The sequence below is a fragment of the Pseudoalteromonas ardens genome (assembly GCF_030125445.1).
GTDB lineage: Bacteria > Pseudomonadota > Gammaproteobacteria > Enterobacterales > Alteromonadaceae > Pseudoalteromonas > Pseudoalteromonas ardens.
Window position 1 is genome coordinate 1070269 of the sequence record NZ_JASJUV010000001.1, and the last position, 22728, is coordinate 1092996.

Below are 22728 nucleotides of genomic sequence, written 5' to 3' on the forward strand. Positions count from 1 at the left end.
TTATGAACACACTTTTTATCACAGGTGCAAATCGGGGGATCGGGCTTGCGCTCGTAAAGCTTTATCTTGAGCAGGGCTGGCGAGTACTGGCAAGTTGCAGGACGCCGCAATCGGCTGAGGCATTATGGCAACTTGAGCAGCAATTTAGCCATTTGCAGATATTTGCGCTGGACGTTACCCAATATGAGCAGATGAATAAACTGGCGAAATCGCTCAGTGAAACGCCCATTGATTTAGTCATCAATAATGCCGGGATTTATGGCCCAAAGGGCTATGCCTTTGGTGACTGTGATGTCGAACAGTGGAAGCATGTGATGGAAGTCAATGTAATCGCACCTCTGAAGCTGGCCGAGGCGTTTAGTGCGCACCTAAAGCTAGGTGAAGGAAAAACATTTGCTGTGTTGTCATCCAAAGTTGGCAGCATGACGAACAACACCAAAGGGGGCGGTTACATATATCGTAGCTCGAAAGCAGCCCTAAACTCAGTGGTAAAGAGCCTTTCAAATGACCTGTTACCTGAAGGGATCAAAACGGTAGCACTGCACCCAGGCTGGGTAAAAACCGATATGGGTGGCCCTAACGCATTGATTTCAGTAGAAGAGTCTGCACATGGGCTCAAACAAGTGCTGGATGAGCTTCACGAAGCGCAAAGTGGTGGATTTTATGATTACCAGGGACTTGCCATTCCCTGGTAGACCCTGTACCAGTTGCGCTTTACGAAAACTTGTCCTGAATTTGCGCCAGGTGATAGTAACCTAGCTGGCCAAAACGGCGGAGTTGTGGAAAGGGGATTTTGGGTAAAGGCCGCTGATAAAGCGGTAAGTCAGGTACTTTATCCTTCATGGTCAGTTGCGCCAGTCGGTAGCCTGCTTGTGAGCTAAATGACACCCCTGAACCACAATAACCCAAAATATATCCGACATTTTCTTCAAAAAAGATGTGTGGCATATCATCCAGTGCTGCGGCGATATAGCCGTGCCAGTAATAGTCGTGTGCTATACCTTTGAGGCAAGGGAAGCACTCGGCAAGAGCCGACTTAAGATGATTAAGGTACTTGGCTTTGTGCTGATCTTTGGCGAACACAGCACCTCGGCCACCAAATAGCAGACGATTATCTGGCAATAACCGGTAGTAATATTTCAGTCTGCGGGTATCCATGACTACCTGATGAGTTTGCAGGCCTGTTTGTGCTAGTTCGTCATTGCTGAGTGGGCGTGTTACAAAGATACTGCTTAGGATCGGCAGGTAGCGGTTGTCAATCAATGGGTGGCTGTGTTTATTGTTGTATGCGTTACCTGTATACAACAGTTTATCAGCGCTGATGGTTTGATCGTTGACATTCAGCTGGTGGCGTTGGCCGTGTTTAACTTCACTGACAAGACTGTGCTCGAATAACGTAACTCCAGCCTGGATGGCCATGTCGCGGTAACCCAGTAGCAGTTTGAGGGGGTGTAAACCAAAACCATTTTCATAGCGCATGGCACCATGAGCATGGTGATTTAACATGAATTGAGTTTCAAGTGCATCGCGGCTGAGCAGCTGGCTCGCGTCATTGCCAAAATTATCTGATATAAACTGTGCAGCGCTTTGTAAGTTGTTATAAGCCTGAGCATTATGTGCAATTTTAAGATAGCCTGATGCTTGAGCATCGCAGTTAATCTGGTTTGTTTCAATCAGCGATCGGACCCTGTTCACCCCGCCCTGAAATTCTTCATAAATACCACGGCTGACATCTATGCCCCAGCGCTTTGCATAATCAGCATAGCCAAGTCGCCCCGAGCCTGGTAGCGCAAATCCTGCATTTCGGGCGCTCGCCCCGAAGCCAACCTGATTGGCTTCAAGCACACATACCTTCTGTTGATAGATATGGGCCAGATAGTAAGCACTCAACAAGCCACTAAAGCCACCACCTATAATGGCCACATCAAAATGTTCAGAAGTCTGTGGCGCTGAATTTGCGACTGGCAGAGGCTGAGTTGCGGCCCAGTAGCTGGGGGCGAATGCTTGTCCCTGGCAATGGGGAGCATGGAGTGGATCAAAAGCGTGCATCAGAACTCCAGTACCATTTCGGCTGCCTGACAATGACACTCGTTACCACAGACTGGACAGCAATACCCTTCGTACAGGGAGAGATCCAGCCAGCGATCATCGTGTGCTTTGACGAGCTTGCCCCCGGATTTGGTGAAATATTTTACAGCACCATTGCCTGGACTTTGCATCCACAGATGAGATACACCCGCTTTGGCTCCCTGTTGCTTCAGTACTTCAACAGACGCTTTGAGTAACTTAGGTCCAATCCCCTGTCCCTGTGCATCCGGGTGAATTGCGATGCACTTAAAGTATGCCATATGTTCTGATCCCACAGGCCAGAGTGTTGTTGAACACCACTTGTCAATTGGCCACTGGCCAGCGCTGTAAGACGTTCTGAATCCAACAACTCCGTGTAACTCGTCAACAGCCACAAAAGAGGCGTTCAGGCCATGTTGAGTACCTCGTTGATGCATCATTTTGATGCCGTCCAGATCAAGGTAATTCTCTCCGTGGACCAGGTTACCGAGCTCGATTACTGCCGGGTAATGCGTTGAGTTGAGTGGGAGGATTGAGATCATATGCGATTGCCAAGTGTCATTTACAGAGTTGTCATTCTGCAGCATTTCTTAATTGAAAACAAAGCTGTTCAAAAAAACTTGCACAAAATAGGTACGAAATTAGTGTGTTTTATGTTCAACTGTTATTGACAGCGATGTCATCTTGGTAATAATTGTGACAACAGTATGTCTGATGTAGATGTTGCAATGATCTTTTTTGGCAGGCTGTTTACAAGAACGATAATAAACGAAATCGGGGTGCTCGCAGAGTGTCCCACAACACAACAACATGTAAAGGATGTCTTATGAATAAACTAAACTTTGTCAGTCTGGCAGTGATCGGGGGCCTTAGTGCGCCCGCTTTGGCCCTCAATGTACAGCCTGATCCGAACAATTCCGGTGCTTATTTACTCGACCGTGCAGGCCTTCAGGCTGCCGAGTCAACGCTGACTGCCAACCCTATGTATGCGGTCTGGGCAAAAGCATTACAAACACGCAGCAATACCATTGTTGATGCAATTGTTCCGGGTGCGGCCAGCAACCCCGATAATGTAAAGCGAGTAGAGCGAGTCTTTGGTCAAAGTGAGTGGGATTTTTTGACCCAAATGGCGGCGCCAGAATACACCTATACACGCTTTTTACGCGCAATTGGTAAGTTTCCTGCTTTTTGTGGTGATTACACCGATGGCCGTAATGCAGATGCTATTTGTAAGAAGTCTATCGTCACGGCATTTGCACACTTTGCCCAGGAAACGGGTGGCCATATCTCAACGGACAATGTGTCAGATAACCCGTTACGCCTGGAAGAGTGGCAGCAAGCGCTGGTGCATGTGCGCGAAATGGGCTGGTCTGAAGGTCAACCCGGTTACACCACAGGGTGCGGTCAAAATGACTGGCAAAACCGTCGCTGGCCCTGCGCTGATGGCCAGGGTTACTTCGGTCGTGGTGCCAAGCAGTTATCTTACCACTTTAACTATGGCATGTTCTCTGAGGCAATGTTCGACGGTGACGCGACCGTATTGCTGAATAACCCTGCTTTGGTTGCTGACTCCTGGCTAAACCTGGCTTCTGCTATTTGGTTTTTCCTGACGCCTCAGGCCCCAAAACCGGCGATGTTGCACGTGATTGACCGTACCTGGGTACCGTCCCAGACAGAGCTGAATGCCGGCATTGGTTATGGCTTTGGTACCACAATTAATGTCATCAATGGTGGTATTGAGTGTGGCGAGCACAACAGAAATAAAGGCCAGCCAGTCAATCGTATTCGCTACTGGGAGGGCTTGTCTCACTATTACAACATTCCGGTAGAAAGTGATGAAGAAAACACCTGCTGGCAACAAACCCCCTTTGGTAGTTTGAATCTGGATGGTGCCGGCGAAGTGCTTTACACCAACTGGGAGGCAAACTGGGAGTACTACGCCGATCGCCCAGGTGGATTCTCATTTGAATGTAAGCTGGTAGGTTATCAGACTGCTTACTCTGCGCTTGTTGAAGGCGATTATGAGAAATGTGTGACTAACTTCTATGGCTCACATACTGGCTGGCCGGTTGTCACTGTTGTTGACAATCTTCCGCCGCCGGATGACAAACCACCGGTAGACAATGTCGCTGCGTGGGAGGCAAATAAGGTTTATTTACAAGGTGATAAAGCCAGCTTCAATGGCAAAGTGTATGTTGCTAAGTGGTGGACCCGTGGTGACGAGCCAAACGGGACTGGCCCCTGGGAGCTTGTTACTGCTCCTTGACCTTTAGGCTTTAACGTTACTTCGTGACTATATCATAGCCAAAGCTCTTATAATTTAGGAGCTTTGGCAGCCTGAATAGAAAATCGATATTTATTCCTTTTTTAACGCAAATTACTTAACCTACTTTCTGTTTTCTGGAAAATAGGCGCCCAGCCTGAATGAATTAGTTGAGTTTTTGTTATTGCTAGCAACATCTGTATGCACTTGATGATGATATTGTTAACTTACAATTTATTTCATATTCCTTTTTCGATATCATTGTACCGATAACTCTCAAAAGGACATAATAACAATGAAATTTTCTACACTTGCTATCTCCGCTTTATTCATTATTTTCGCCGGCCAGGCAGCTGCGAGCTGCGATAAGTACAGCTGTGAAGGCGTATCAAACGTTGTATTTTCTTCGGTTGTGGCCAACACCACTCAGGTAAAAGTGAAATTTCCACAGGGTACCAATGCCACTTTGGCTTGTAACCTGGATCAGGAAGAAGCGGCTGCGCTGAATAAAACCAGTGAAAACTATCGCAATATGCAGTCTATGCTACTTACTGCTGTTGCCGCTAACCTGCCTGTTAAGCTCACTTTTAATCAGGCTTCTGCGAACTGTCAAATCGATGAAGTTGAAGTGAAGGTGGTTGAATAACACCACCGACCAAATTGTCGATACGGCTATACCACTCTGCTCAAGTCCGAGCACTGCATTCAGGTATCCTGATCCTGTGTGCAACAGGCTGCCTGTGTCTCTATGACACTATCAAGGCCCCGGGTGAGAAATACGCTCATTCTGGGTCTGCCTGCGCGCGGTGTGTCTTCAAACTGGATGTGTGTAAATGCAGACAGGTATTAACGTCAGATAAAAATAAAAAATCAAAGTGAGCAAACATGTTTAAGTACAAAGGAACCCTGGCCCTGATGCTGGGGGCTTTTAGTGTGTCGGGACAGGCCAGCCCGGTCACCCCCAGCAGCGATGTCTGGGGAGACAGTAACGGCCACCTCTATTATCAGCAGCCTGTTAAACAGGTCACCACGGCGGATGACGCCCCGGTAAGTATTCGTGTTCACAATGCCTTGCCCTATGTGCGAGTGGTCGAAACGACAAACGGATACAAACTGGAGTATCTGTCAAAGAAAGACTTTACAGCACTGCGCGACGAGCTGGATGTGGTCGGTAAGCGTCTGCGCAGCGATTTTGACGGAGATGGTCAGCCGGACATTCTGATGCAGTCCGATCTTGGACATGAATTGCTTATTTCAAATGGCCAGGTACGTCCTTACCGTATCGGCATTGACCTGCGTGACATCGGTACGCGGATGCAGGTACGCGATGTGAACTATGACTTTCGTAGTGACTTTGTAAACCCATCTGCCGAGCTGGTGCATTATGCCCAGGCGACGGGTTTGAGTTCAGCTATCAACACCAATGATTATGTGGGCTCACTGCCGGCAGAGAGTAACGTGTCACCCAGTGGTGAGTTTACTTATTCCATTCCCATCACCACGGGCGAATCAACGGGTGGACTGAAGCCATCTGTTTCTCTGAGTTATGCGTCTAACCCCAACAATGGTCATGTGGGTGTGGGGTTTGCCATTGGTGGACTCAGTGCGATTACCCGCTGTGAGCAGAATATGGAAACCGACGGCAAGGCCGGTGCGGTCAACTTTGATACCAACGACCGCTTTTGTCTGGACGGCCAGCGTCTGATTGTGAAATCCGGTCAGACTTATGGCGCCAACAACACGGAATACCGTACGCGTCAGAACAGTGGCCAGAAAATCATTGCCCATACTTCCAGCACCAGCACAGGCCCGTATGCCTTCACGGTAATGGATGTAGAAGGCAATAAATATACCTATGGTAAGTACAGCAGCACCTCGGATGCTTTGATTAACTCAAAGCAGGGTAAGGCATTTGCCTGGGCACTGAAGCGTGTTCAGGATGCTTCGGGTAACTACTACACCTACCACTATACCAAGGTCAGCGGCAGTCTGGAGTATTACCCGACGGCGGTGAAGTATTCAGGCTATGGCACAGGCGGCACCCGCAATGAAATCCGCTTTACCTGGGAAGACCGTGTAGATAAGAACAAAGTCTCTTATCTGAAAGGGAACAAGGTTGGCCTGACCAAACGCCTCAAGCAAATTGACTCTTATTACTCAGGGAATCTGCTGCGTAAGTATAAGCTGACGTACCGCTACATTGGCACCGGCGTCACACAAAGTGCGCTGCAAAAAGTACAGGCCTGCTCGTCGGACAACAGCTGTTTGTCACCCACTGTGTTCAACTGGAAGACGCGCGGTAACATTCGTCTGGGGTCAGACATTGGTCGTGACTACTCGAGAAACAGCCGCTATAAGGCGCACCAGTTTATGGACTTCAACGGGGATGGCCTGACCGATATCGCTTATGTGCGTAACGACCGGGGTAGCTCGTCAGATCATTTATACATGATCCCGAATACGGGCAGTGGCTTTGGCGATGAACGTCGTTTTCATGATATTGCTACGAAAACCTTCCGTAAAACCTGGAAAGTCATTGATTATGATAAGGATGGCAAAGACGACATCCTGTATATGAAGGGCAGTAGCCAGTACTGGCAACTGATGCGTCATACGTCAGCGATGAATTTCACGTTTACGCAGCTGACCGGGATCAGTAAGCCGAGCTCGGATGATAACACGCGCTTTTTAGACATAGACGCAGATGGTTACCCTGAGCTATTGCATTTTGTGGGCAATAAGCTGTCTTATCAGAAAGGCACTAAAAATGGTTTGGCCAGTGGCACAGCAAAAGCGCTGAAGTTTAACCTGTCGGCACCGAGTGGCTCAACGGCGACTATGATGTCGTACGATAAAGAAGACAACACCTTCCAGGCGATGGATTTTAATGGGGATGGTCGCGCTGATTTCCTCGCTAAAGTGCGAGTGAGTACTTATTATGACGATATTCATCCACCCTGTGAAAGACCACCTTTCTGTGAAGATCCCAGAGGGGTTGAACCCACTCCAATGGCGGTTAAGGTTAATCACGTAGGGGCCTCTTCAAGCCTGGCAGATCGATTTGGTGGTCAGGTTGAGCGCATCGGTGGTGGTACGGTCACACAGCGTAGTGAATCAGCACCCATTACCCCGGTTAATCTGAGTCAGCTGAACCCGGTGAATATGGTAGGCGGCCCGGCAGCCAGTGCGCTATTACAGGCGGATCAACAGGCTGCGCAGGCACAGTCACTAAGCCGGGCATCTGGCCCTATTACCACTCAGGGCTACCGTAACAGTTATTACTGGAAAATCCTGGTTTCAACGGGTAATGACACCTTCGCAGAGCTTTACTCTTTAGGCAGTACCAGTTCGTATAAAGATATTCAGGCGGTTGAATTGAATGGCGATGGTCTGGCAGATATTCTGTACCGCAATAGTAACAATGACTGGTATGCGCGGATCAATACAGGAACGGGGTTTGCCAGTGGAATTAAGTTATTTAACTATAACAAGCCGAGCCTGAAGGTGTTTGATATCAATGGTGACGGGATCCCTGAAGTATACCGGGAAGACCATGGCGACCATTTCTACTTTTACAATGGTACAGGCTTCACGTATCGTAAACTGACCTCGCATGGCTCTAACTATGACTTTACGACCTTTATGGATGTCACTGGTGACGGTGCTGCGGACAAGCTGGTATTTCAGGGGCGCATGGGTCTTTATCAGAACTCGGATGCACCGACCAATCTGATCTCGTCGGTACGAGACGGATTTGGTGCGTATACCACGGTGTCGTATTCGACGCTGAATAACCGTAATATCTATACACCACATAGCGATGCCCGGACCAAGAGCTGGGGTAATGGTCGTGTTACGGATATGAAGTCAGGGGCACGGGTCGTCAGTGCACTCATTAAGAATGATGACACCATTAAGTACAAGTATCATGGTGCAAAGGCCCAGGTGGGTCGCGGCATGCTGGGCTTCCGTCAGATTGAAGCTGAAAGCGTGAATGGTGGTACTAAGATAGTCACGACGTATCGTCAGGATGGGGATTACCGGGGTAGCCCGGAGCGGGTTCAGACCTATGTGCGTTATGGTAGTGACACGTCTTCCGGTGGTGGTTCAGGTGGCGGCTCTGGCGGTGGTTCAGGTGGCGGCGGTGGCGGGCCTGTTGACCCGTGTGAAGTGTTTCCTGAAACTTGTAACTGTCGCTGGGAAGCTGACCGAGCCTGTGAGTTACCAAGAGTGGCACCGATAGAGACATTCAGTGCGGCAGAGGGCTTCAACGGTGCAATGGCGTCACCTGTTCGTTCAAACAGCGCCCAGTTTGCGACCATGAGTACGGCTTCTGTCAACACCAGTATCTGGCGTCTGAAATCAGACATGGCCTCAAGTTATGGTCGTAAGCAGGAAACAAGCTTTGTCACTGGGAACAGCACTAAACCTTACCTAGTGTACCCTTCTAAAGTCGTGACTAAAACTTATAATACAGATGTTAGCAGTCTGACGCTTATATCGACCAAAACTAAAACGGTATCATCGGTAGATAGCTTCGGTAATCCACTGAAACAAAGTAGTGTGGTTGATACAAGAAATGGCTATGCAAAGACGGATACAACGAACACGTATGGTTACAGCTATCATGGTGGCCGGGTTACTAAAACGGTGGAGACAAAGCGTTATCTGAACCGTTTGAATGGCACGAATAAAGGGAACTATCAGAATACCCATACCTCAACCTTTGCCTATGACAGCAAAGGGCGTTTAATTAGGTCGAGTGCAGACAATGGGGCAATTATAAACTACACCCTTAACGGGTATGGCTTAGTCAGGAAGAAAACGGTCTCTAAATCGGGATTACCTACTAAAACCGTAGAAACTTTTTACGATAGCACCTATCGTTTGGTGACTGGTGAGAAGAACAGTTTGGGCCATCGCAGTACTATTGGCCATGACAGCCTGGGTCGCAAGTCTTATACCCAGTCTACCAATGGCCAGCGTACTTACTATACCTATAATAAATTGGGTCGTCTGACGGGAGAAACTTCGACTCCGGCCGACAACACAAGCAAAACAGGTACTAAAGCACTGAGCAGTAGCCAGAGTAAATACTGGTGCACCAGTGGTTGTGTGAGTGGTGCTGCCTATTACGAGGAAAATACGTCAGAAAGCGGCCCGACGAGCCGACAGTACTTTGATAAGTATGGTCGTGTGCTGCGTGACTCTAGTATGTCTCTGAGCGGCACATTCATTAACGTTGATTATATCTATGACACCAAAGGTCGCAAGTATAAAGAGTCCATGCCGTATTTCCATGGTGGCACGCCGCTTTGGAATGTGTACAAATACGATAAGCAGAACCGGGTTGTGCAGGTAACTAAAGCCGATGGCTCCATCTGGAAAACCGAGTACAACGGCGAGAGTGTGACCACGGTTAACCCGTCGAATCAGAGACATACACAGCTGACAAATGCGATGGGTCTGCTGGTTAAGGTGACTGATGCAAATAATAAGTCGGCTTACTATGAATATGATGAAAATGGTAAAACGCGTCTGCTAACTGGCCCTAAGGGTAATAAGATCCAGGTCAGCTTTGACAAGTACGGCAACAAAACCCGTGTAATCGATCCAGACAAGGGCACTGTCAATTACTCCTACAATGCTTACCATCAGTTGATTCGTGAATCAGACAGCAATGGTAATGTGATCACGTATCAATACGATGTACTGGGCCGAAATACAAGTGTACAGCGAAAGCGTGGAGGTACTAAGCTTGAACACCACCTGGTCTATAGCTATGACAGTGGCGCGTATGCCAAGGGGAAAGTGTCGAGCTCTACGGACAGGGTGACAGGTTTTACCGAACGTTTTTATTACGATAGCTTTGGTCGTACTCGTGAGAAACACACGGTGATTGACGGCAGTACCTATAAGGAAATCTGGTCGTTCAATAATGCCGGTCAGCTATATAAAGAGACAGATGCCTCGGGCAAGTCAGTGACTTACCACTACAATGCTCACAAGCACCTGAGTTCCCTGAAAGACTTGCAAACTAACAGTATTGTCTGGCAGGCCTCTGCGAGCGATGCTTTTGGTAACATCACCACGGAGAAGTTGGGCAGTCGCATTACCCGGACTAAGGTGTTCGATCAGAAAACGGGCTTGCTGACCAGTCTGAAGTCAACGGGCAGTGGCACGTTACAGAACTGGGCCTATAACTGGAGTAGTCTGAGTAACCTGAACTATCGTCAGGACCATACGATTGGTAAGAAAGAAACGTTCGGGTATGATAGCCTGAATCGGGTCTCCAGCAGTGCAATATCAGGAGGGCCGAGCACCACAATCAACTATAATGAGCTGGGTAACATCACCTATAAAACAGGTGTGGGCCATTATCATTACCAGTCAAGCCGCCCCCATGCAGTGACCAAAGTCACGGGTGACAGAGCCAATACCTACCAGTACGATGCGGCAGGTAACATGGTGAAGGACAATGCCCGAGAGCTGGTATACAACACTTTCCACAAGCCGGTTTACATCAAAAAAGACAGCTACTGGATGGAGTTTGCCTACTCAGGTTCTGGTAAGCGTTATAAGCGTACTGAATTTGGTGGTGAAAAAGGTTTGCTGTTGCCTATCCTCAACGGGGATATCAGCACCTTTATTCCAATCGCACAGGAAACCCGCTATGTAGGTAATGTGGAGTTCGTTCGTTATGGTGGCCAGAGCACCTGGGTGAGCAAGCGCTACATTGCGGGCAAGGTACTTATTACCACAGTGAACAATCAGGCGACGACGCGCTTTATGCTGGACGACCACTTGGGTTCAACGCATGTGATTGCGGATGCCAGTGGTAAGAAAGAGCAGGTGATGAGCTTTGATGTGTTTGGTGCACGGCGAAACGCAACCACCTGGGCTAGAGACTATAGCGACCAGAATAAGTTCACCAGCAAGCTGACGTTACGTGGTTATACGGGTCATGAGCAAATGGATGAAGTGGGCCTGGTGCACATGGGCGGTCGTATTTACGACCCAATCTTGGGACGTTTCTTACAGGCAGATCCTATGGTGCAGGCACCGAATAATATTCAGAACCTGAACCGCTATTCGTATGTGGTGAATAACCCGCTGAATAAGACCGATCCCAGTGGATATATCTTTGCGACGATTGCGGTATGGGCACTGAATGCGGCAATCAGCCAGGGAATTATCACAGGTGTGACGGCGACTGTACTCAGTGGCTTACTGACAGCCTATTCATACTATGGTTACGCAAAGCTGGCGGTGGGTATTATCCAGGCAGCGAATCAGGGCGGAACGGCACTGGCGAACTTTGCCGGCGGCTGGGCTAAAGGGTTCGCGAAAGGTCAGGCGGTTACCTGTATGCTCAATATGGCAGCAGGTGGTGGTTGTATTGATGGTCTTGAAACGAAGCAACAAGGCAGTGCTGACACTGATGGTAATCCGAATCCGCAAAAGCAAAGAGAGACCGAAAAGACACCCGAAGTCAAAGATACTCGTTCTGCGTCCTCGACAGGGCCCGTAAAAGATTTGACGGAAGAGCAAGTCAACGACATCAATAAAACCTTGTCGGAGCTGCAATCTAAGCTCGATAAGAAAAATAACTCAGGAGGTTTTAACACTGCTGAAGAGGTGGCTGAGTGGTTCCATGATAATGTCCACCCGCTCTCTGAAAAATATGATATGGAAATCGGTGCTGAGATCTTTAAAAATGACATGGTTTATAATCCGAAGCTGGGTCAAGTTGAAACAAAATTCTATGGTGGCTCAATTGTGACCGATTTTATGCATGATTCAGTGACTGTAAGCGATTCGACATTCGGAAATTTCAAACCGGTTTCTGATTGGCACTCTCATGGATTTTCAAATATTGGTTTTACAGCTGGGGCCGATACCTCAACTGTTACGAGTGGAAGTATGAGTGTCGTTTTTCTTAGCCGTGGACCTTCGGGTGGAGATGTATCATTATGGTCATATAAGACCGGAGGTACGACAACTAAACTATGTGGAAAGAAATGCAACTAACGATAATTCTTAAGGCCCTGTGCTTATCCTTTTTACTGCTCGCTTGTGATTCTAGCGCCAGTAAGAACTATGGTAAAAAAGTCAGCTTCTTTGAGCTGTTACCTAATCCATCTGCTTATGATGGGCAAGTTATTTGGATTGAAGGTTACCTATGGTTTGGCAAAGAGCACATTGGGAAGGGAAAGTTTGAACAAAAAGCCTATGTGTTTTACAACAAAGAAGCACTAACGCACCGCCGCTTTTATGAGGCGGTGGAGTTGGACTTTGAAGACAATCAGTCTTTTGAGCAATATGCCAGGTCCAATGTTGAGCGTTATGTTTATGTAGTGGGGACGCAAAACCGCATGAAACTAAGTAAGTTGAGTGTGTTGAAGGCAAAGTAAAACCTCGATAAATCAGAATAAGGGCTGGAAATCCCGCCCTTATTCTGATTGCAAAAATAACCCTCTAGTATTCAAAGCATTTAAAACAAATGCTTCAGCAATTTAAGACAGAATTTGTTGCTGGTGTTAAACCCGTTTCAACCTGTCATAGTTCTTTTATGTAGATAGCGTGATTTTTGAACGGTATTTTGGTGGTAAGAGGCACGATTTCACTAAAACACCAACCCTATACTGGCTACAGTTACCGTACTCTTGAACAATAGGTTAAGAGTGTCAACGGCGATGAAAAGTTACATAGACACCACCCAAAATCATATTTCGTAGTTAAAATTGCAAGTCTTACTATGGGAAGCTTATAGAAAACGTAACATTCAATAGCCTTGCATTTCGACTTTGATACTGTCCACAATAGTTCAGAGAATACACGGGGGGTCACTCAAAATGTGTCATCACTCAAAACGTGTGAATGCCGACATCAATGCGAGTTTTGCTGCTACATGCAACCTTTGTCACCGCGCTTAGCATGTGTACTCTGATTTTGGGGTCAGGGGGTGTCATGCGTTTTAATTGCCCATGCAGTAAATAAACCTGCACTGACAAACATAAACAAGCTATAAATGCTCGGTGCAATAGACATCACTTCATTCCCCAGCAAGCCTGTGGTCACCAATAAAGCGAGCGTACCATTTTGCAATCCAACTTCCAGTGTGATGGTGCGAGTTTGCATCACTTGATGCAAAAAAGTGCGGGCCACAATAAACCCTGCGAGCATAGAAACCAGATTCAATGCGATCACCGCAGGTCCTGCCAGAACCAGATAATCGACGAGTTTGTCTTCTAGCTTGATACAGATACTGATAATCACCAAAAGCAATACTGCGACAGAGAAACGGCTGATATACGGACTGGCTTTTTTTGCAAATTCAGGCCATTTGCTATTGATGGCCATACCTACAAGTACAGGGACCACCCCAACCACAATGAGTTGCAGCCACGCCTTGAGGACCGGAAACTCTATCAAGGTGTTGTTTTGCCCATAATAACCGATCGCCCAGGCGGCCAGAAAGGGGAGAGTAAAAGGGGTTATAAAGCCAACAACCGCGGTTAAAGACACGGACAGGCCAACATCTCCCTTCGCTAAATACGTGTAAAGGTTGGATGTTGTGCCACCGGGGCACAAAGCCAGAATAAATAAGCCAATGGCCAGTTCGCCACTTAACCCGGTCAGTGCAATGGTGGCAACAGCAAGCACGGGAAGCAAAATAAGCTGGCAAATTGCACCGATGAAGAAGCTCTTGGGCTGATGGTAGACGCGTCGAAAATCTGCACGTGTCAGACTCAGGCCGACGCCTGCCATGATCAGGATGAGCGCAATGGGTAAGCCTATTTCAATTAAATCAGATGGCATCTTTTTGTCCTTGTTTGGCCTGACTCAGCTTATCTTAACAACGGATGTGATATGCCGTCACAGGTATTTTGTACAGGTAGGATGTGAAGGGGATATGACGACAGTGCAGAGGTATCAAGCTGACCTGCAGCGGAAAGCATATAGGATACAATGTGGCCAGGTTCAGGCGCTGGAAGGAGTTGTATGCGTTGATCGCCTTAAAACAGTTGTATTCACGCTAATTATTATCATAATGGCCGCTATTTTGTCAGGCAACCGGGTTAAACTGGGCTTCCTGGCCGTAGGCTAACAGCGCCCGCTCACCTATGGTTGGGCCTGATGAAATGCAGATATATATAGAGGAAATAAAATAATGAAATTAGCGAGCTTAAAGTCGGTCTTTGGAATGAGTCTTTTGTTTTTCAATACATGTGTACTGGCCGCGGGGTGGACTGTACCAACCAAGATAACATCAGTGGGCCAATATGGGTCTAATTCAACTTTTTTCACCACCGAGGCTGATGTTAGCCAATGTGGTGATAAAAAAAAGCTCTTCTTTATGACGAGTGATGCAACTGATCCTGACAAACTCTACTCCACTTTGCTGATGGCATTTGCTTCAGGGAAAAGAATGAAAGTGTATTTACATGATCCTGTTGTTTGCGGTCCCGAGAATGCTCAAAAAATAAATGCCGCAAACTTTTTCTATGTTTTTGATTAGTACGCTGTGCAATTAAAGTAAAAATGGCCTGTTCCCGAACAGGCCATTTTTATATCTAGCGTGCTATAGGCGCTGAAAGTTCATAATAGTTACTGTGTTCAGCTATATTGTTAATTACTCAGACGTTTCAATGTCAAAACTATAAACGGCAGCCCCTTTTAAGAGCGAGGTATCTGTGTATATATTTCCAGCCGCCGCTTTTTGAAACTCCTGTCTTAGAGCGTCAAACTCTCCTGAGAAGTTAAATGCGGTTATATCCAGGTTCAGCTCGAAGCTTTCTACTGTGTTGATAGTGGTATCGATGGCATTACCGAACTCAAAGTTGGGGATCGCTGCCTGGGGTTTACTTAGTACTTCCCATTTAACTTTGCCATTAACGGTATCTTCCCATCGTAATGTGATGGCGATCAGGTTGATGCGATCATCGACATTGGAGAAGTCATACTGGAACAAGTTGCCATTGCTTTGCTGGGCCATAGACTGTGCAAATTGCATGAAGGCGTTTTGCAGTGCTGCGTCATACAGCAGCGGTGCGGTTTCGCTGGGCTGACCGTCATCGTCAATGCTATGCACAGTGGCAGAACTGGTGAACATATCGAAGCCGGGCAATACAGCGCGTTCGGAAATAGAGTTATATGCATAGCTGGTGGTCGCAAGTTCAGGAAAAATATACTTGTGACGGTAATTAGGCCCAGCTATGAGTTGCGCGCTGAGTTGTTCACTGTCGTTGAATGACGTCAGGAGTACGCGAGAGTTAATACTGTCTATTTTTGATAGAGGCAAATCGACGAGATTGACTCTTACACCAGGACTATCAAATGCTTCATCAGTTAACTCTAGCGGACTTTCGCCTTCCAGGCTGAACAGACCGCCACGTACATCAGTGTAGTCTTCGTTACTGATATGCATAAGCCTATTTTTACTCTCAGCTTCAATATATGTTATGTCAGTTACCGGGTCTTGTAGGGACATTTCGTCGCCTATAAGACCGCTGATATAGTAATCAGGTTGGCTGGCAGAAAGTGCACTGAGATCAAATTCTTTTCTGGGATATTCACAGGGTAGCTGTTGGTCAAATGTGATGATGCCATAATCTGTGTTAGTAACATCCAGCAATGTAAATAGCTGAGTTGGCATCTGCTGATTATTCGCACTATTGGCGATTAATGAAACATGATGTGTGTTTTCTGGCAGGGCCTGCGTCAGTTTTCCATCTTGTCCTGTTGTTACACTAGAGATGGCCTTGCCACTGGCATTATGAAAAACCACTTCTGCGACTGCAGGTGTGGTCGTGTTACTGCATGAGCTAGGCACCAGTCTTGCCGTCACTGAAAATACGGGGTCTGGCGTTGGTTTTGAGGTATTGGGCTTTGGTTGTTGTTCTTTGCTTGCAACCGAGTTATCGTTTGATGAACCGCCACATGCCGCGAGTGTCAATGCTGCACCGACAGCGATAAAAAGTCCTTTATATTTCATCTTTTCTCCAATTTATAAATTCCTGTTGTTGAGCATATGAATGCCAATTTCATTCTAACAAGCTTCGCATGTACTTGTCTTGTGGACAGTGTGCTCGATTTGTATACAAAACAGGTCGATTTGTTTCTTTTTGTTACCGGCGGGCAAGTCTGTGAGATTATCGGTGCATTAAGGCAGGCTGCAGATCAGCGCTGCCTTTGTTAGTTTAAACTATTTTTGGGCTTAGAAGTCGCCGCAGGGCCCTGTGATCACACAAATCATACCCTGTGCCGGTGCAGTTGCACAGTCCATCGAATCACCCGGAGGAGGGCAGTTACGATAAGTTGGGTAGCTGCTGTTTGGTTCAATCTGGCCACCGGCCACATTGGGTGTCTGAGCTAGGTTAAGTTGCTGGGATTGAGATAGAGATTTCAGATTCGACTTTCTTACTTGTAGTTTCATAACATTTCCTTAGTTATTGATTCAACTCGTATACCCAGGAGTTTCCTACTGCGGGTACAGTTAATTTGGCATCTAAAGTTGGTGTTGTCAATGTGTTTATATTGTTAACTATTTGGTTCTGCCTGTTCTTTAACCAGGTCAGATAATAGCCAACCCACATTGAAGCGCTGGCGCTGCATCCATCAGTGGTTTGAGCCGCTTAAAAGCGCTACAATTGATATTCAATATTTGCAGGCAGAGAACATCGCGTGACCGTTGATCGTCAACTTATCAGTACATTACACACCGCATTTAACGGAATATTCCAACAATCTTTATATGCTGACAAAGTCATTCAGCACCACTTACACGATAATCCTCACTGGCGTCGCGAAGACAAAGCGTATTTTGTTACGACCCTGTATGATTTGGTCCGTTTTATTCGCAAATTGGCCTATGCCAGTAATGCCAGCGAACAGGATTTCTGGCCTGTGTGGCAGGCTTTTCAGTTACTCAACGATAAGCCAATTCCCGACTGGCCAGAAATGCGAAATCTTTCAAAGGCTGAGCTATTAACCCGACTGGATACTGCATCACAAGCCATTCAGCTTAGCTATCCCGATTGGCTGGATACCCTGGGGAGCTCTCAGCTTGGTCAGCAATGGCCTCAGGTGGCTGAAGCGTTAAATCGCGCACCGGGCTATTATGTTAGAGCCAATACCTTAAAAACCTCGGCAGATGCCCTTGCTGGTAAGTTAGAGCGGGAACAGATCTCCTGTGAACACATTTCTTCTGCGTTGCCTGATGCACTGGTCATTCAGGCGGTAGATAAACTATTTAAATCCAGCGCGTTCCAATCTGGAGAGTGTGAAATGCAGGATGCCGGGTCTCAGCAAATTGCACCGTTACTGGACGTTGCACCAGGCATGAAAGTGGTTGATGCGTGTGCGGGGGCTGGTGGTAAAAGCTTACACCTTGCAGCCCTAATGAAGAACAAAGGCCGTCTGCTGTCGATGGACATCCATCAGCACAAGCTGGATACGCTCAAAAAGCGGGCAAAACGTGCTGGTTGCCATATGATTGAGACGAGAGCGATTAAAAACAATAAAACCATCAAACGCCTCAAAGATAAGTTTGATCGGGTATTACTTGATGTACCATGCTCCGGGACCGGTGTATTACGCCGCAATCCAGATAGCAAATGGCACCTTAGCGAGCAAAGTATTAGTGACTTGATTGCGCTTCAGGCCGATCTGTTGCAACGATATAGTCAGATGTGCCGTCCGGGTGGCAAACTGGTGTATGCAACCTGCTCCATCCTGCCGGTCGAAAATCAGCAACAGGTCGTGCAATTTTTAGACGCTAACCCTGACTGGACCCTGCAACAGGAACTGAGTTTGCTGCCGGGGATAAACTCAGAGTTTGATGGATTTTATGGCGCCGTATTGTGCCGTAACGAACTACCACAAGATTAAAATAGGACAAAAAATATGAATCCCATTATTGCCTTGCTCAAAGAGCACAACATCAGTGATGAAAAAATCAATGAGGTATTTCAGGCACTGACCGAAAACCCTTTGATGGCTATGGCGGTTGTTCAGCAACTCAATATCCCAGCTGAAAAACTACAACAACTAATGGCCCTGGTGATGCAAAATCCGGGGCTTATCAAAGAAGCGGTTCAGGAACTGGGTCTTGATTACGATAAAGTAGAGCAGGCAAAGGCACAGCTTAAACAGTAAATCACTTCACCTGTACTCGTTGGCCGGGCGTAAAGACCGGCCATTTGGTTTCTTTTGCTTTTTTAAATCACCTGTCAGACAAACCCACATCCTTTGACTAAACTAGATGCTAGTCGCTCGGTAGCACATATTTTAGAGAAGGATACTGAATGCTCTCCAGCAAAACACTCGAACACGATTCCCCTATGGTATTTGTGCTGTTTATGGCCATTGCCTGTTTGTTGTTTTTCTTTCGGCCCGGATTTATGCCTCCTGCTCAGCAGGATGGTGCGTTGAATGATGTTCTTTTTCCGAAAAGTCTTCAGCAATATCTCAGTGATCCTAATGCTAAGGCTGTGTTGGGGATCGATGTGTCACACTACCAGGGGACGGTTGATTGGCAACAGGTTTCGCAAGCAGGCGTACAGTTCGTTTATATCAAAGCCACCGATGGTATAACCTATCGGGATCCACAATTCTATGCTCATTTTAAAGGGGCACAGTCAGCGGGGTTGCAAGTGGGGGCATATCACTATTTTGAACCAGACGATGACCCCACTAAGCAGGTCGATAACTTTATGACAACCGTGCAAGGGCTTGAGCTGACACTGATACCTATGCTGGATGTAGAGATCACCAGTAATCGCACACCGCAGCAGATCAGCAATGGGGTTTCGCAGTTTATAGAAGCCGTGAAGCAGCGAACAGGGTGTAAAACCATTTTGTATAGTTATGGCGATTTTTGGCAAGAGAACTTATCAGCCCAGTTTGCTAACCAACCTTTTTGGCTGGCCGATTATGCTGACAGCCCCAGTGTTCCTCAGCAGGCACATGCCTGGTGGTTATGGCAATATTCAGATTCAGCCCAAGTTGCAGGTGTGCGTACTTCGGTTGATATGGATGTGGTGATAGCGGGAGAGCCGGGACTAAATGCTATGAAGTGCACAAGTATGGGAGCAAAATCATGAGCTTTGCGAAACAGCTTTGGCAACACGAGCACACGGTTATGCGGGCTCTGTTACTACTGGTGGTGATTGGTTTTTTGACTATCGCGGTGATCCATTATCATGATTGGCAGCATCAACCGGATGCTGTGTATCTGAGTAATCAGGCTTATTTACACCATGTTGAAACTCAGGCGCTGGATGATTTGTTTTACCTTGCAGAGATCAACGGGCTACTCAAAGTGGTGGAAAGCAGCCAGGTGGGGGTGTCATTTATTGCCGAGTTTAAGGTCGATGTCGGTAATATGATTGCGACAGTGACACATTACCTGCAGCAAGGCATTAATCTGAATCTTGCCTCACTGGTTGCTGTAGAGATATTGTCGTTGCTCAGTGAGGCTGCACATGTCATAGCTATGCCGCTGCTGATTGCCACGTTAAGTGGCGCGATGGTTTGGCTATGCGCTGAGTTATTTGGTTTACCTGTGGTGCTATGTGCTGTTCTTAAACGGGTATGTGAGGGACTATTGTTGGCTTTTGTACTGCTGCATCTGATGTTGCCCTACGCCATTCATATCAGTGGTGCCATTAGCCATTCTGTCAGTGCCAGCTATAAAACGACGGGTCGTACAGCGTTGTTGCAATATCATCAGGATGTTACGCATGGACAAAATAAAGCGTCATTAAAAGACAAAGCGGAGTCGAGCATTCATGAACTGGAAAAAGTATCGCCTAAGCATGTCAGGTATCAGCAGAACGCTTTGTCGCATTATTTAGTGAGTACACTGGCGGTGAATCTGTTTGATTTAATCTTAATGCCGTTATTACTTGTTTGGGGGTTCTATCGCATAGTGAAAGGGCTTTACCTGCATGCACAGGAAACCTACCGGATAGCAAAAAGAAGTGATACCAATTTGCTTAATTAAGTGTTCTATTTTGAGGCGAGAAAATATAGTCGACAACACCGCTCCCGCGTCCTGCTATCGCTGAGGCACCTACATCCCTATAGGCGAGGCAAAAATTTGTGAACCTATGTTTAAGGTATCAGGTTCTAAATGAGAAGTTTTTAACGCTGTTAGCGTCATATTTGCTCCTTCAAATAGACCAAGTATTAAGTGAAATTGGTATGAGCGTATAGAAACGATAAAAGGGCCATAAAGGCCCTTTGGTGAAGTATCGTTCAAGTTAGTTTGGTTACTCTAACCCCTTAAAGCAACCAACCAATTGTTTTGCAACTGAGGCTTATCTCATTAAGTTTCTAAGCTAGCGAGAGGAAAAACCCTGCAATTGCTGCGCTCATTAGGTTAGCCATAGACCCTGCTAAAACCGCCCTGAGCCCTAAGCGTGCGATATCCTTTCTTCGACTCGGCGCCATACCGCCTAATCCGCCTAGTAAGATGGCTATCGATGACAAGTTAGCAAATCCACATAACGCGAATGTGACAATCGCTTGTGTGTGTTCACTTAACGTGTCGCGATAATTCATAAAGTCCAGGTAAGCAACAAACTCGTTTACAACCAGTTTCTGGCCGATAAAGCTGCCTGCCTGAGTGGCTTCTGCCCAAGGTACGCCTAACATCCAGGCAACCGGAGCAAATACATAGCCTAAAATCTCTTGTAGTGTCAGTGTTGGATGGTCAAACATCCCACCAATACCACCTAGTAACCCGTTTAATAGTGCAATCAGTGCCACAAAAGCCAGTAACATTGCACCGACATTTAGTGCCAGGTGCATACCGCTTGATGCGCCAGCTGCTGCTGCATCGATCACATTAACCGGTTTGTCGTCGCCGCTATCAACCTCTGCGAGATTTTCTTTTGGCTTTTCGGTTTCCGGCACAATCATTTTAGCCATCAGGAAACCGCCTGGCGCCGCCATAAAGCTGGCTGCAATCAGGTACTTTAATTCAACCCCAATAGCAACATAGCCTGCCATGACAGAGCCTGCTACTGTCGCCAAACCACCTACCATTACAGCAAACAGTTCTGACTGGGTCATCTTAGGGATAAAAGGCTTTACGATTAAAGGTGCTTCAGTTTGTCCTACGAAGATATTTGCCGTTGCTGACAAAGACTCTGGTCTGGACGTTTTGAGCAGCTTCTGTAGACCACCCCCTAAGATTTTGATGATCCACTCCATAATACCGATGTGATATAACACACCGACCAGGGCTGAGAAGAATACGATCACAGGAAGTACTTGGATCGCAAAAATAAACCCTATGTTGTCCGCACCGGCCAATGGGCCAAACAGGAAGCTGATCCCGTCATTGGCATAGCCGATCACAGATGAAACCGCTTTCGACATAGCCGCCAGCGCGTTTTTACCGGCTTCTACGAAAAGTACGAAGCCACCAATGAGTATTTGCATGATAAATGCGATACCCACGGTTCGATAATTAATGGCACTACGCTTGGTGGAAGCTGCGTAGGCGATGGCTAGTAGCATTAACATGCCGACTAAGCTCATTATTGTTGTCATGCCAGATTGTTCCCGTATTATTCTTGCAGTAAATATTTTATTTTACTTTTAATAATATCAATCGCAACGCGATTCATACCGCCACGGGTAACGACCAAGTCGGCATTGTGCTTTGAAGGCTCAATAAATTGGTAAAACATAGGTCTTACCGTTGCCTGATATTGCTCAACCACCGAAGAGATACTTCTACCGCGAGTTTCTATGTCTCGTTGCATTCTTCGCAGCAGACAGATATCAAGCGGCGTATCAATAAACACCTTGATATCAAATTCTTCGATTAATGCTGGATCGCTTAACAGTAAGATCCCTTCAACGACTAAAATCTTTGCCGGGTTTACCGTGCGTGTCTCACTACTGCGTGTATGTTGAGCATAGTCGTAAGTCGGTACTTGTACAGACTTACCTTGACGCAGTTGCGTCAGGTGCTCTTTCATTAACGCATGTTCAAACGCATCCGGATGGTCATAGTTCGTTTGAGTTCTGTGTTCAAACGGCAAATGCGATTGATCTTTATAATAGGCGTCTTCTTCTATAACGGCGATGGCACCCGACTCAAGTTCGTTTACTAGTTCGTTATAAATAGTTTGACTAAAAAGAGACTTACCGGACGCAGATGCGCCGGCGATGGCTATAATTGTTCGTGTCACTAAAGTTCACACCCAGCAGTTGCTAATGTTGGAAGATCACAATAGCAAAAAAGACACGATTAATCTCTTTTGCCTCGCTTAAGGAGCAAATTTAATTGTTTTGGTTATAACAAAACAGGACTTATGTCCGCTGGTCCAATTAGTGTTGAAATTTAATTAATATGGGGACAAATGGATTTTTGTTAT

17 protein-coding genes are annotated in these 22728 nt (G+C 46.8%); 10 read left to right on the top strand and 7 right to left on the bottom strand.

All coding sequences use genetic code 11. The annotated features are described in order from the left end of the window. The first annotated feature begins 2 nt into the window (after nt 1-2). Nucleotides 3-695, top strand: a complete 693-nt coding sequence (locus tag QNM19_RS03975; protein ID WP_049865675.1) for an SDR family oxidoreductase — start codon at nt 3-5, stop codon at nt 693-695. A gap of 19 nt (nt 696-714) precedes the next feature. Here the strand turns inward: QNM19_RS03975 and QNM19_RS03980 are convergent, their stop codons facing one another. Then, nucleotides 715-2049, bottom strand: coding sequence for an NAD(P)/FAD-dependent oxidoreductase (locus QNM19_RS03980; protein ID WP_049865676.1), 1335 nt, complete (start codon nt 2047-2049; stop codon nt 715-717). Then, the gene (locus QNM19_RS03985) at nt 2049-2606 is read right to left on the bottom strand and encodes a GNAT family N-acetyltransferase (RefSeq protein WP_049865679.1); all 558 of its coding nucleotides are present in this window, start codon (nt 2604-2606) and stop codon (nt 2049-2051) included. Before QNM19_RS03985 ends, QNM19_RS03980 begins: the two co-directional genes overlap by 1 nt. A 287-nt stretch (nt 2607-2893) precedes the next feature. Here QNM19_RS03985 and QNM19_RS03990 point away from each other — a divergent pair, with 287 nt between their 5' ends. The 4 genes from QNM19_RS03990 to QNM19_RS04005 all read left to right on the top strand — a co-directional run bounded on the left by QNM19_RS03990 (nt 2894) and on the right by QNM19_RS04005 (nt 12744). Beyond that, nucleotides 2894-4333 carry a chitinase gene (locus tag QNM19_RS03990; RefSeq protein ID WP_082225539.1) on the top strand — a complete coding sequence of 480 codons (1440 nt, stop codon included), beginning with the start codon at nt 2894-2896 and terminating at the stop codon, nt 4331-4333. Nucleotides 4334-4625: 292 nt separating this feature from the next. Beyond that, on the top strand, nt 4626-4976 hold the full coding sequence (locus QNM19_RS03995) for a hypothetical protein (protein WP_049865677.1): 351 nt from the start codon (nt 4626-4628) through the stop codon (nt 4974-4976). Nucleotides 4977-5215: 239 nt separating this feature from the next. Next, nucleotides 5216-12361: an FG-GAP-like repeat-containing protein gene (locus QNM19_RS04000; RefSeq protein ID WP_284026359.1), complete on the top strand. Its 7146-nt coding sequence runs from the start codon at nt 5216-5218 to the stop codon at nt 12359-12361. Next, nucleotides 12352-12744, top strand: a complete 393-nt coding sequence (locus QNM19_RS04005) for a hypothetical protein (protein WP_049866051.1) — start codon at nt 12352-12354, stop codon at nt 12742-12744. Before QNM19_RS04000 ends, QNM19_RS04005 begins: the two co-directional genes overlap by 10 nt. A 544-nt stretch (nt 12745-13288) precedes the next feature. Here the strand turns inward: QNM19_RS04005 and QNM19_RS04010 are convergent. Next, nucleotides 13289-14152: a bile acid:sodium symporter family protein gene (locus tag QNM19_RS04010; RefSeq protein ID WP_049866050.1), complete on the bottom strand. Its 864-nt coding sequence runs from the start codon at nt 14150-14152 to the stop codon at nt 13289-13291. 352 nt (nt 14153-14504) lie between these two features. On the opposite strand from QNM19_RS04010, the gene QNM19_RS04015 reads away from it, so the two are divergent. Further along, nucleotides 14505-14852 (top strand): hypothetical protein, encoded by a 348-nt coding sequence (locus tag QNM19_RS04015; RefSeq protein WP_284026360.1) that lies wholly within the window; start codon nt 14505-14507, stop codon nt 14850-14852. Nucleotides 14853-14966: 114 nt separating this feature from the next. Here the strand turns inward: QNM19_RS04015 and QNM19_RS04020 are convergent, their stop codons facing one another. Together QNM19_RS04020 and QNM19_RS04025 are read right to left on the bottom strand one after the other, a co-directional pair. Continuing rightward, on the bottom strand, nt 14967-16328 hold the full coding sequence (locus QNM19_RS04020; protein ID WP_284026361.1) for a hypothetical protein: 1362 nt from the start codon (nt 16326-16328) through the stop codon (nt 14967-14969). Nucleotides 16329-16550: 222 nt separating this feature from the next. Next, complete coding sequence (locus QNM19_RS04025) at nt 16551-16769, bottom strand: hypothetical protein (RefSeq protein WP_049865271.1); 219 nt, start codon at nt 16767-16769, stop codon at nt 16551-16553. 248 nt (nt 16770-17017) lie between these two features. Between QNM19_RS04025 and QNM19_RS04030 the strand changes: the two genes are divergently transcribed. From QNM19_RS04030 to QNM19_RS04045, 4 genes are all read left to right on the top strand, one after another. Next, nucleotides 17018-18223 carry an RsmB/NOP family class I SAM-dependent RNA methyltransferase gene (locus QNM19_RS04030; protein ID WP_082225494.1) on the top strand — a complete coding sequence of 402 codons (1206 nt, stop codon included), beginning with the start codon at nt 17018-17020 and terminating at the stop codon, nt 18221-18223. 15 nt (nt 18224-18238) lie between these two features. After that, the gene (locus QNM19_RS04035; protein ID WP_049865270.1) at nt 18239-18490 is read left to right on the top strand and encodes a DUF2999 family protein; all 252 of its coding nucleotides are present in this window, start codon (nt 18239-18241) and stop codon (nt 18488-18490) included. 149 nt (nt 18491-18639) lie between these two features. Then, nucleotides 18640-19437, top strand: a complete 798-nt coding sequence (locus QNM19_RS04040; RefSeq protein ID WP_049865269.1) for a glycoside hydrolase family 25 protein — start codon at nt 18640-18642, stop codon at nt 19435-19437. Continuing rightward, complete coding sequence (locus QNM19_RS04045; protein WP_049865268.1) at nt 19434-20339, top strand: hypothetical protein; 906 nt, start codon at nt 19434-19436, stop codon at nt 20337-20339. Before QNM19_RS04040 ends, QNM19_RS04045 begins: the two co-directional genes overlap by 4 nt. Nucleotides 20340-20671: 332 nt before the next feature. Here QNM19_RS04045 and QNM19_RS04050 read toward each other — a convergent pair whose 3' ends face one another. After that, nucleotides 20672-21895 carry a NupC/NupG family nucleoside CNT transporter gene (locus QNM19_RS04050; RefSeq protein WP_010380163.1) on the bottom strand — a complete coding sequence of 408 codons (1224 nt, stop codon included), beginning with the start codon at nt 21893-21895 and terminating at the stop codon, nt 20672-20674. Between the two features lie 17 nt (nt 21896-21912). Beyond that, on the bottom strand, nt 21913-22542 hold the full coding sequence (gene udk, locus QNM19_RS04055; protein WP_049865267.1) for a uridine kinase: 630 nt from the start codon (nt 22540-22542) through the stop codon (nt 21913-21915). Nucleotides 22543-22728: the final 186 nt, after the last annotated feature.

What these genes read in the sequence shown, in the direction of transcription:
- QNM19_RS03975 (WP_049865675.1), top strand. Translation starts at nt 3, where the DNA reads ATGAACACACTTTTTATCACAGGTGCAAATCGGGGGATCGGGCTTGCG.
- QNM19_RS03980 (WP_049865676.1), bottom strand. Translation starts at nt 2,049, where the DNA reads ATGCACGCTTTTGATCCACTCCATGCTCCCCATTGCCAGGGACAAGCA.
- QNM19_RS03990 (WP_082225539.1), top strand. Translation starts at nt 2,894, where the DNA reads ATGAATAAACTAAACTTTGTCAGTCTGGCAGTGATCGGGGGCCTTAGT.
- QNM19_RS03995 (WP_049865677.1), top strand. Translation starts at nt 4,626, where the DNA reads ATGAAATTTTCTACACTTGCTATCTCCGCTTTATTCATTATTTTCGCC.
- QNM19_RS04000 (WP_284026359.1), top strand. Translation starts at nt 5,216, where the DNA reads ATGTTTAAGTACAAAGGAACCCTGGCCCTGATGCTGGGGGCTTTTAGT.
- QNM19_RS04005 (WP_049866051.1), top strand. Translation starts at nt 12,352, where the DNA reads ATGCAACTAACGATAATTCTTAAGGCCCTGTGCTTATCCTTTTTACTG.
- QNM19_RS04010 (WP_049866050.1), bottom strand. Translation starts at nt 14,152, where the DNA reads ATGCCATCTGATTTAATTGAAATAGGCTTACCCATTGCGCTCATCCTG.
- QNM19_RS04015 (WP_284026360.1), top strand. Translation starts at nt 14,505, where the DNA reads ATGAAATTAGCGAGCTTAAAGTCGGTCTTTGGAATGAGTCTTTTGTTT.
- QNM19_RS04020 (WP_284026361.1), bottom strand. Translation starts at nt 16,328, where the DNA reads ATGAAATATAAAGGACTTTTTATCGCTGTCGGTGCAGCATTGACACTC.
- QNM19_RS04025 (WP_049865271.1), bottom strand. Translation starts at nt 16,769, where the DNA reads ATGAAACTACAAGTAAGAAAGTCGAATCTGAAATCTCTATCTCAATCC.
- QNM19_RS04035 (WP_049865270.1), top strand. Translation starts at nt 18,239, where the DNA reads ATGAATCCCATTATTGCCTTGCTCAAAGAGCACAACATCAGTGATGAA.
- QNM19_RS04040 (WP_049865269.1), top strand. Translation starts at nt 18,640, where the DNA reads ATGCTCTCCAGCAAAACACTCGAACACGATTCCCCTATGGTATTTGTG.
- QNM19_RS04045 (WP_049865268.1), top strand. Translation starts at nt 19,434, where the DNA reads ATGAGCTTTGCGAAACAGCTTTGGCAACACGAGCACACGGTTATGCGG.
- QNM19_RS04050 (WP_010380163.1), bottom strand. Translation starts at nt 21,895, where the DNA reads ATGACAACAATAATGAGCTTAGTCGGCATGTTAATGCTACTAGCCATC.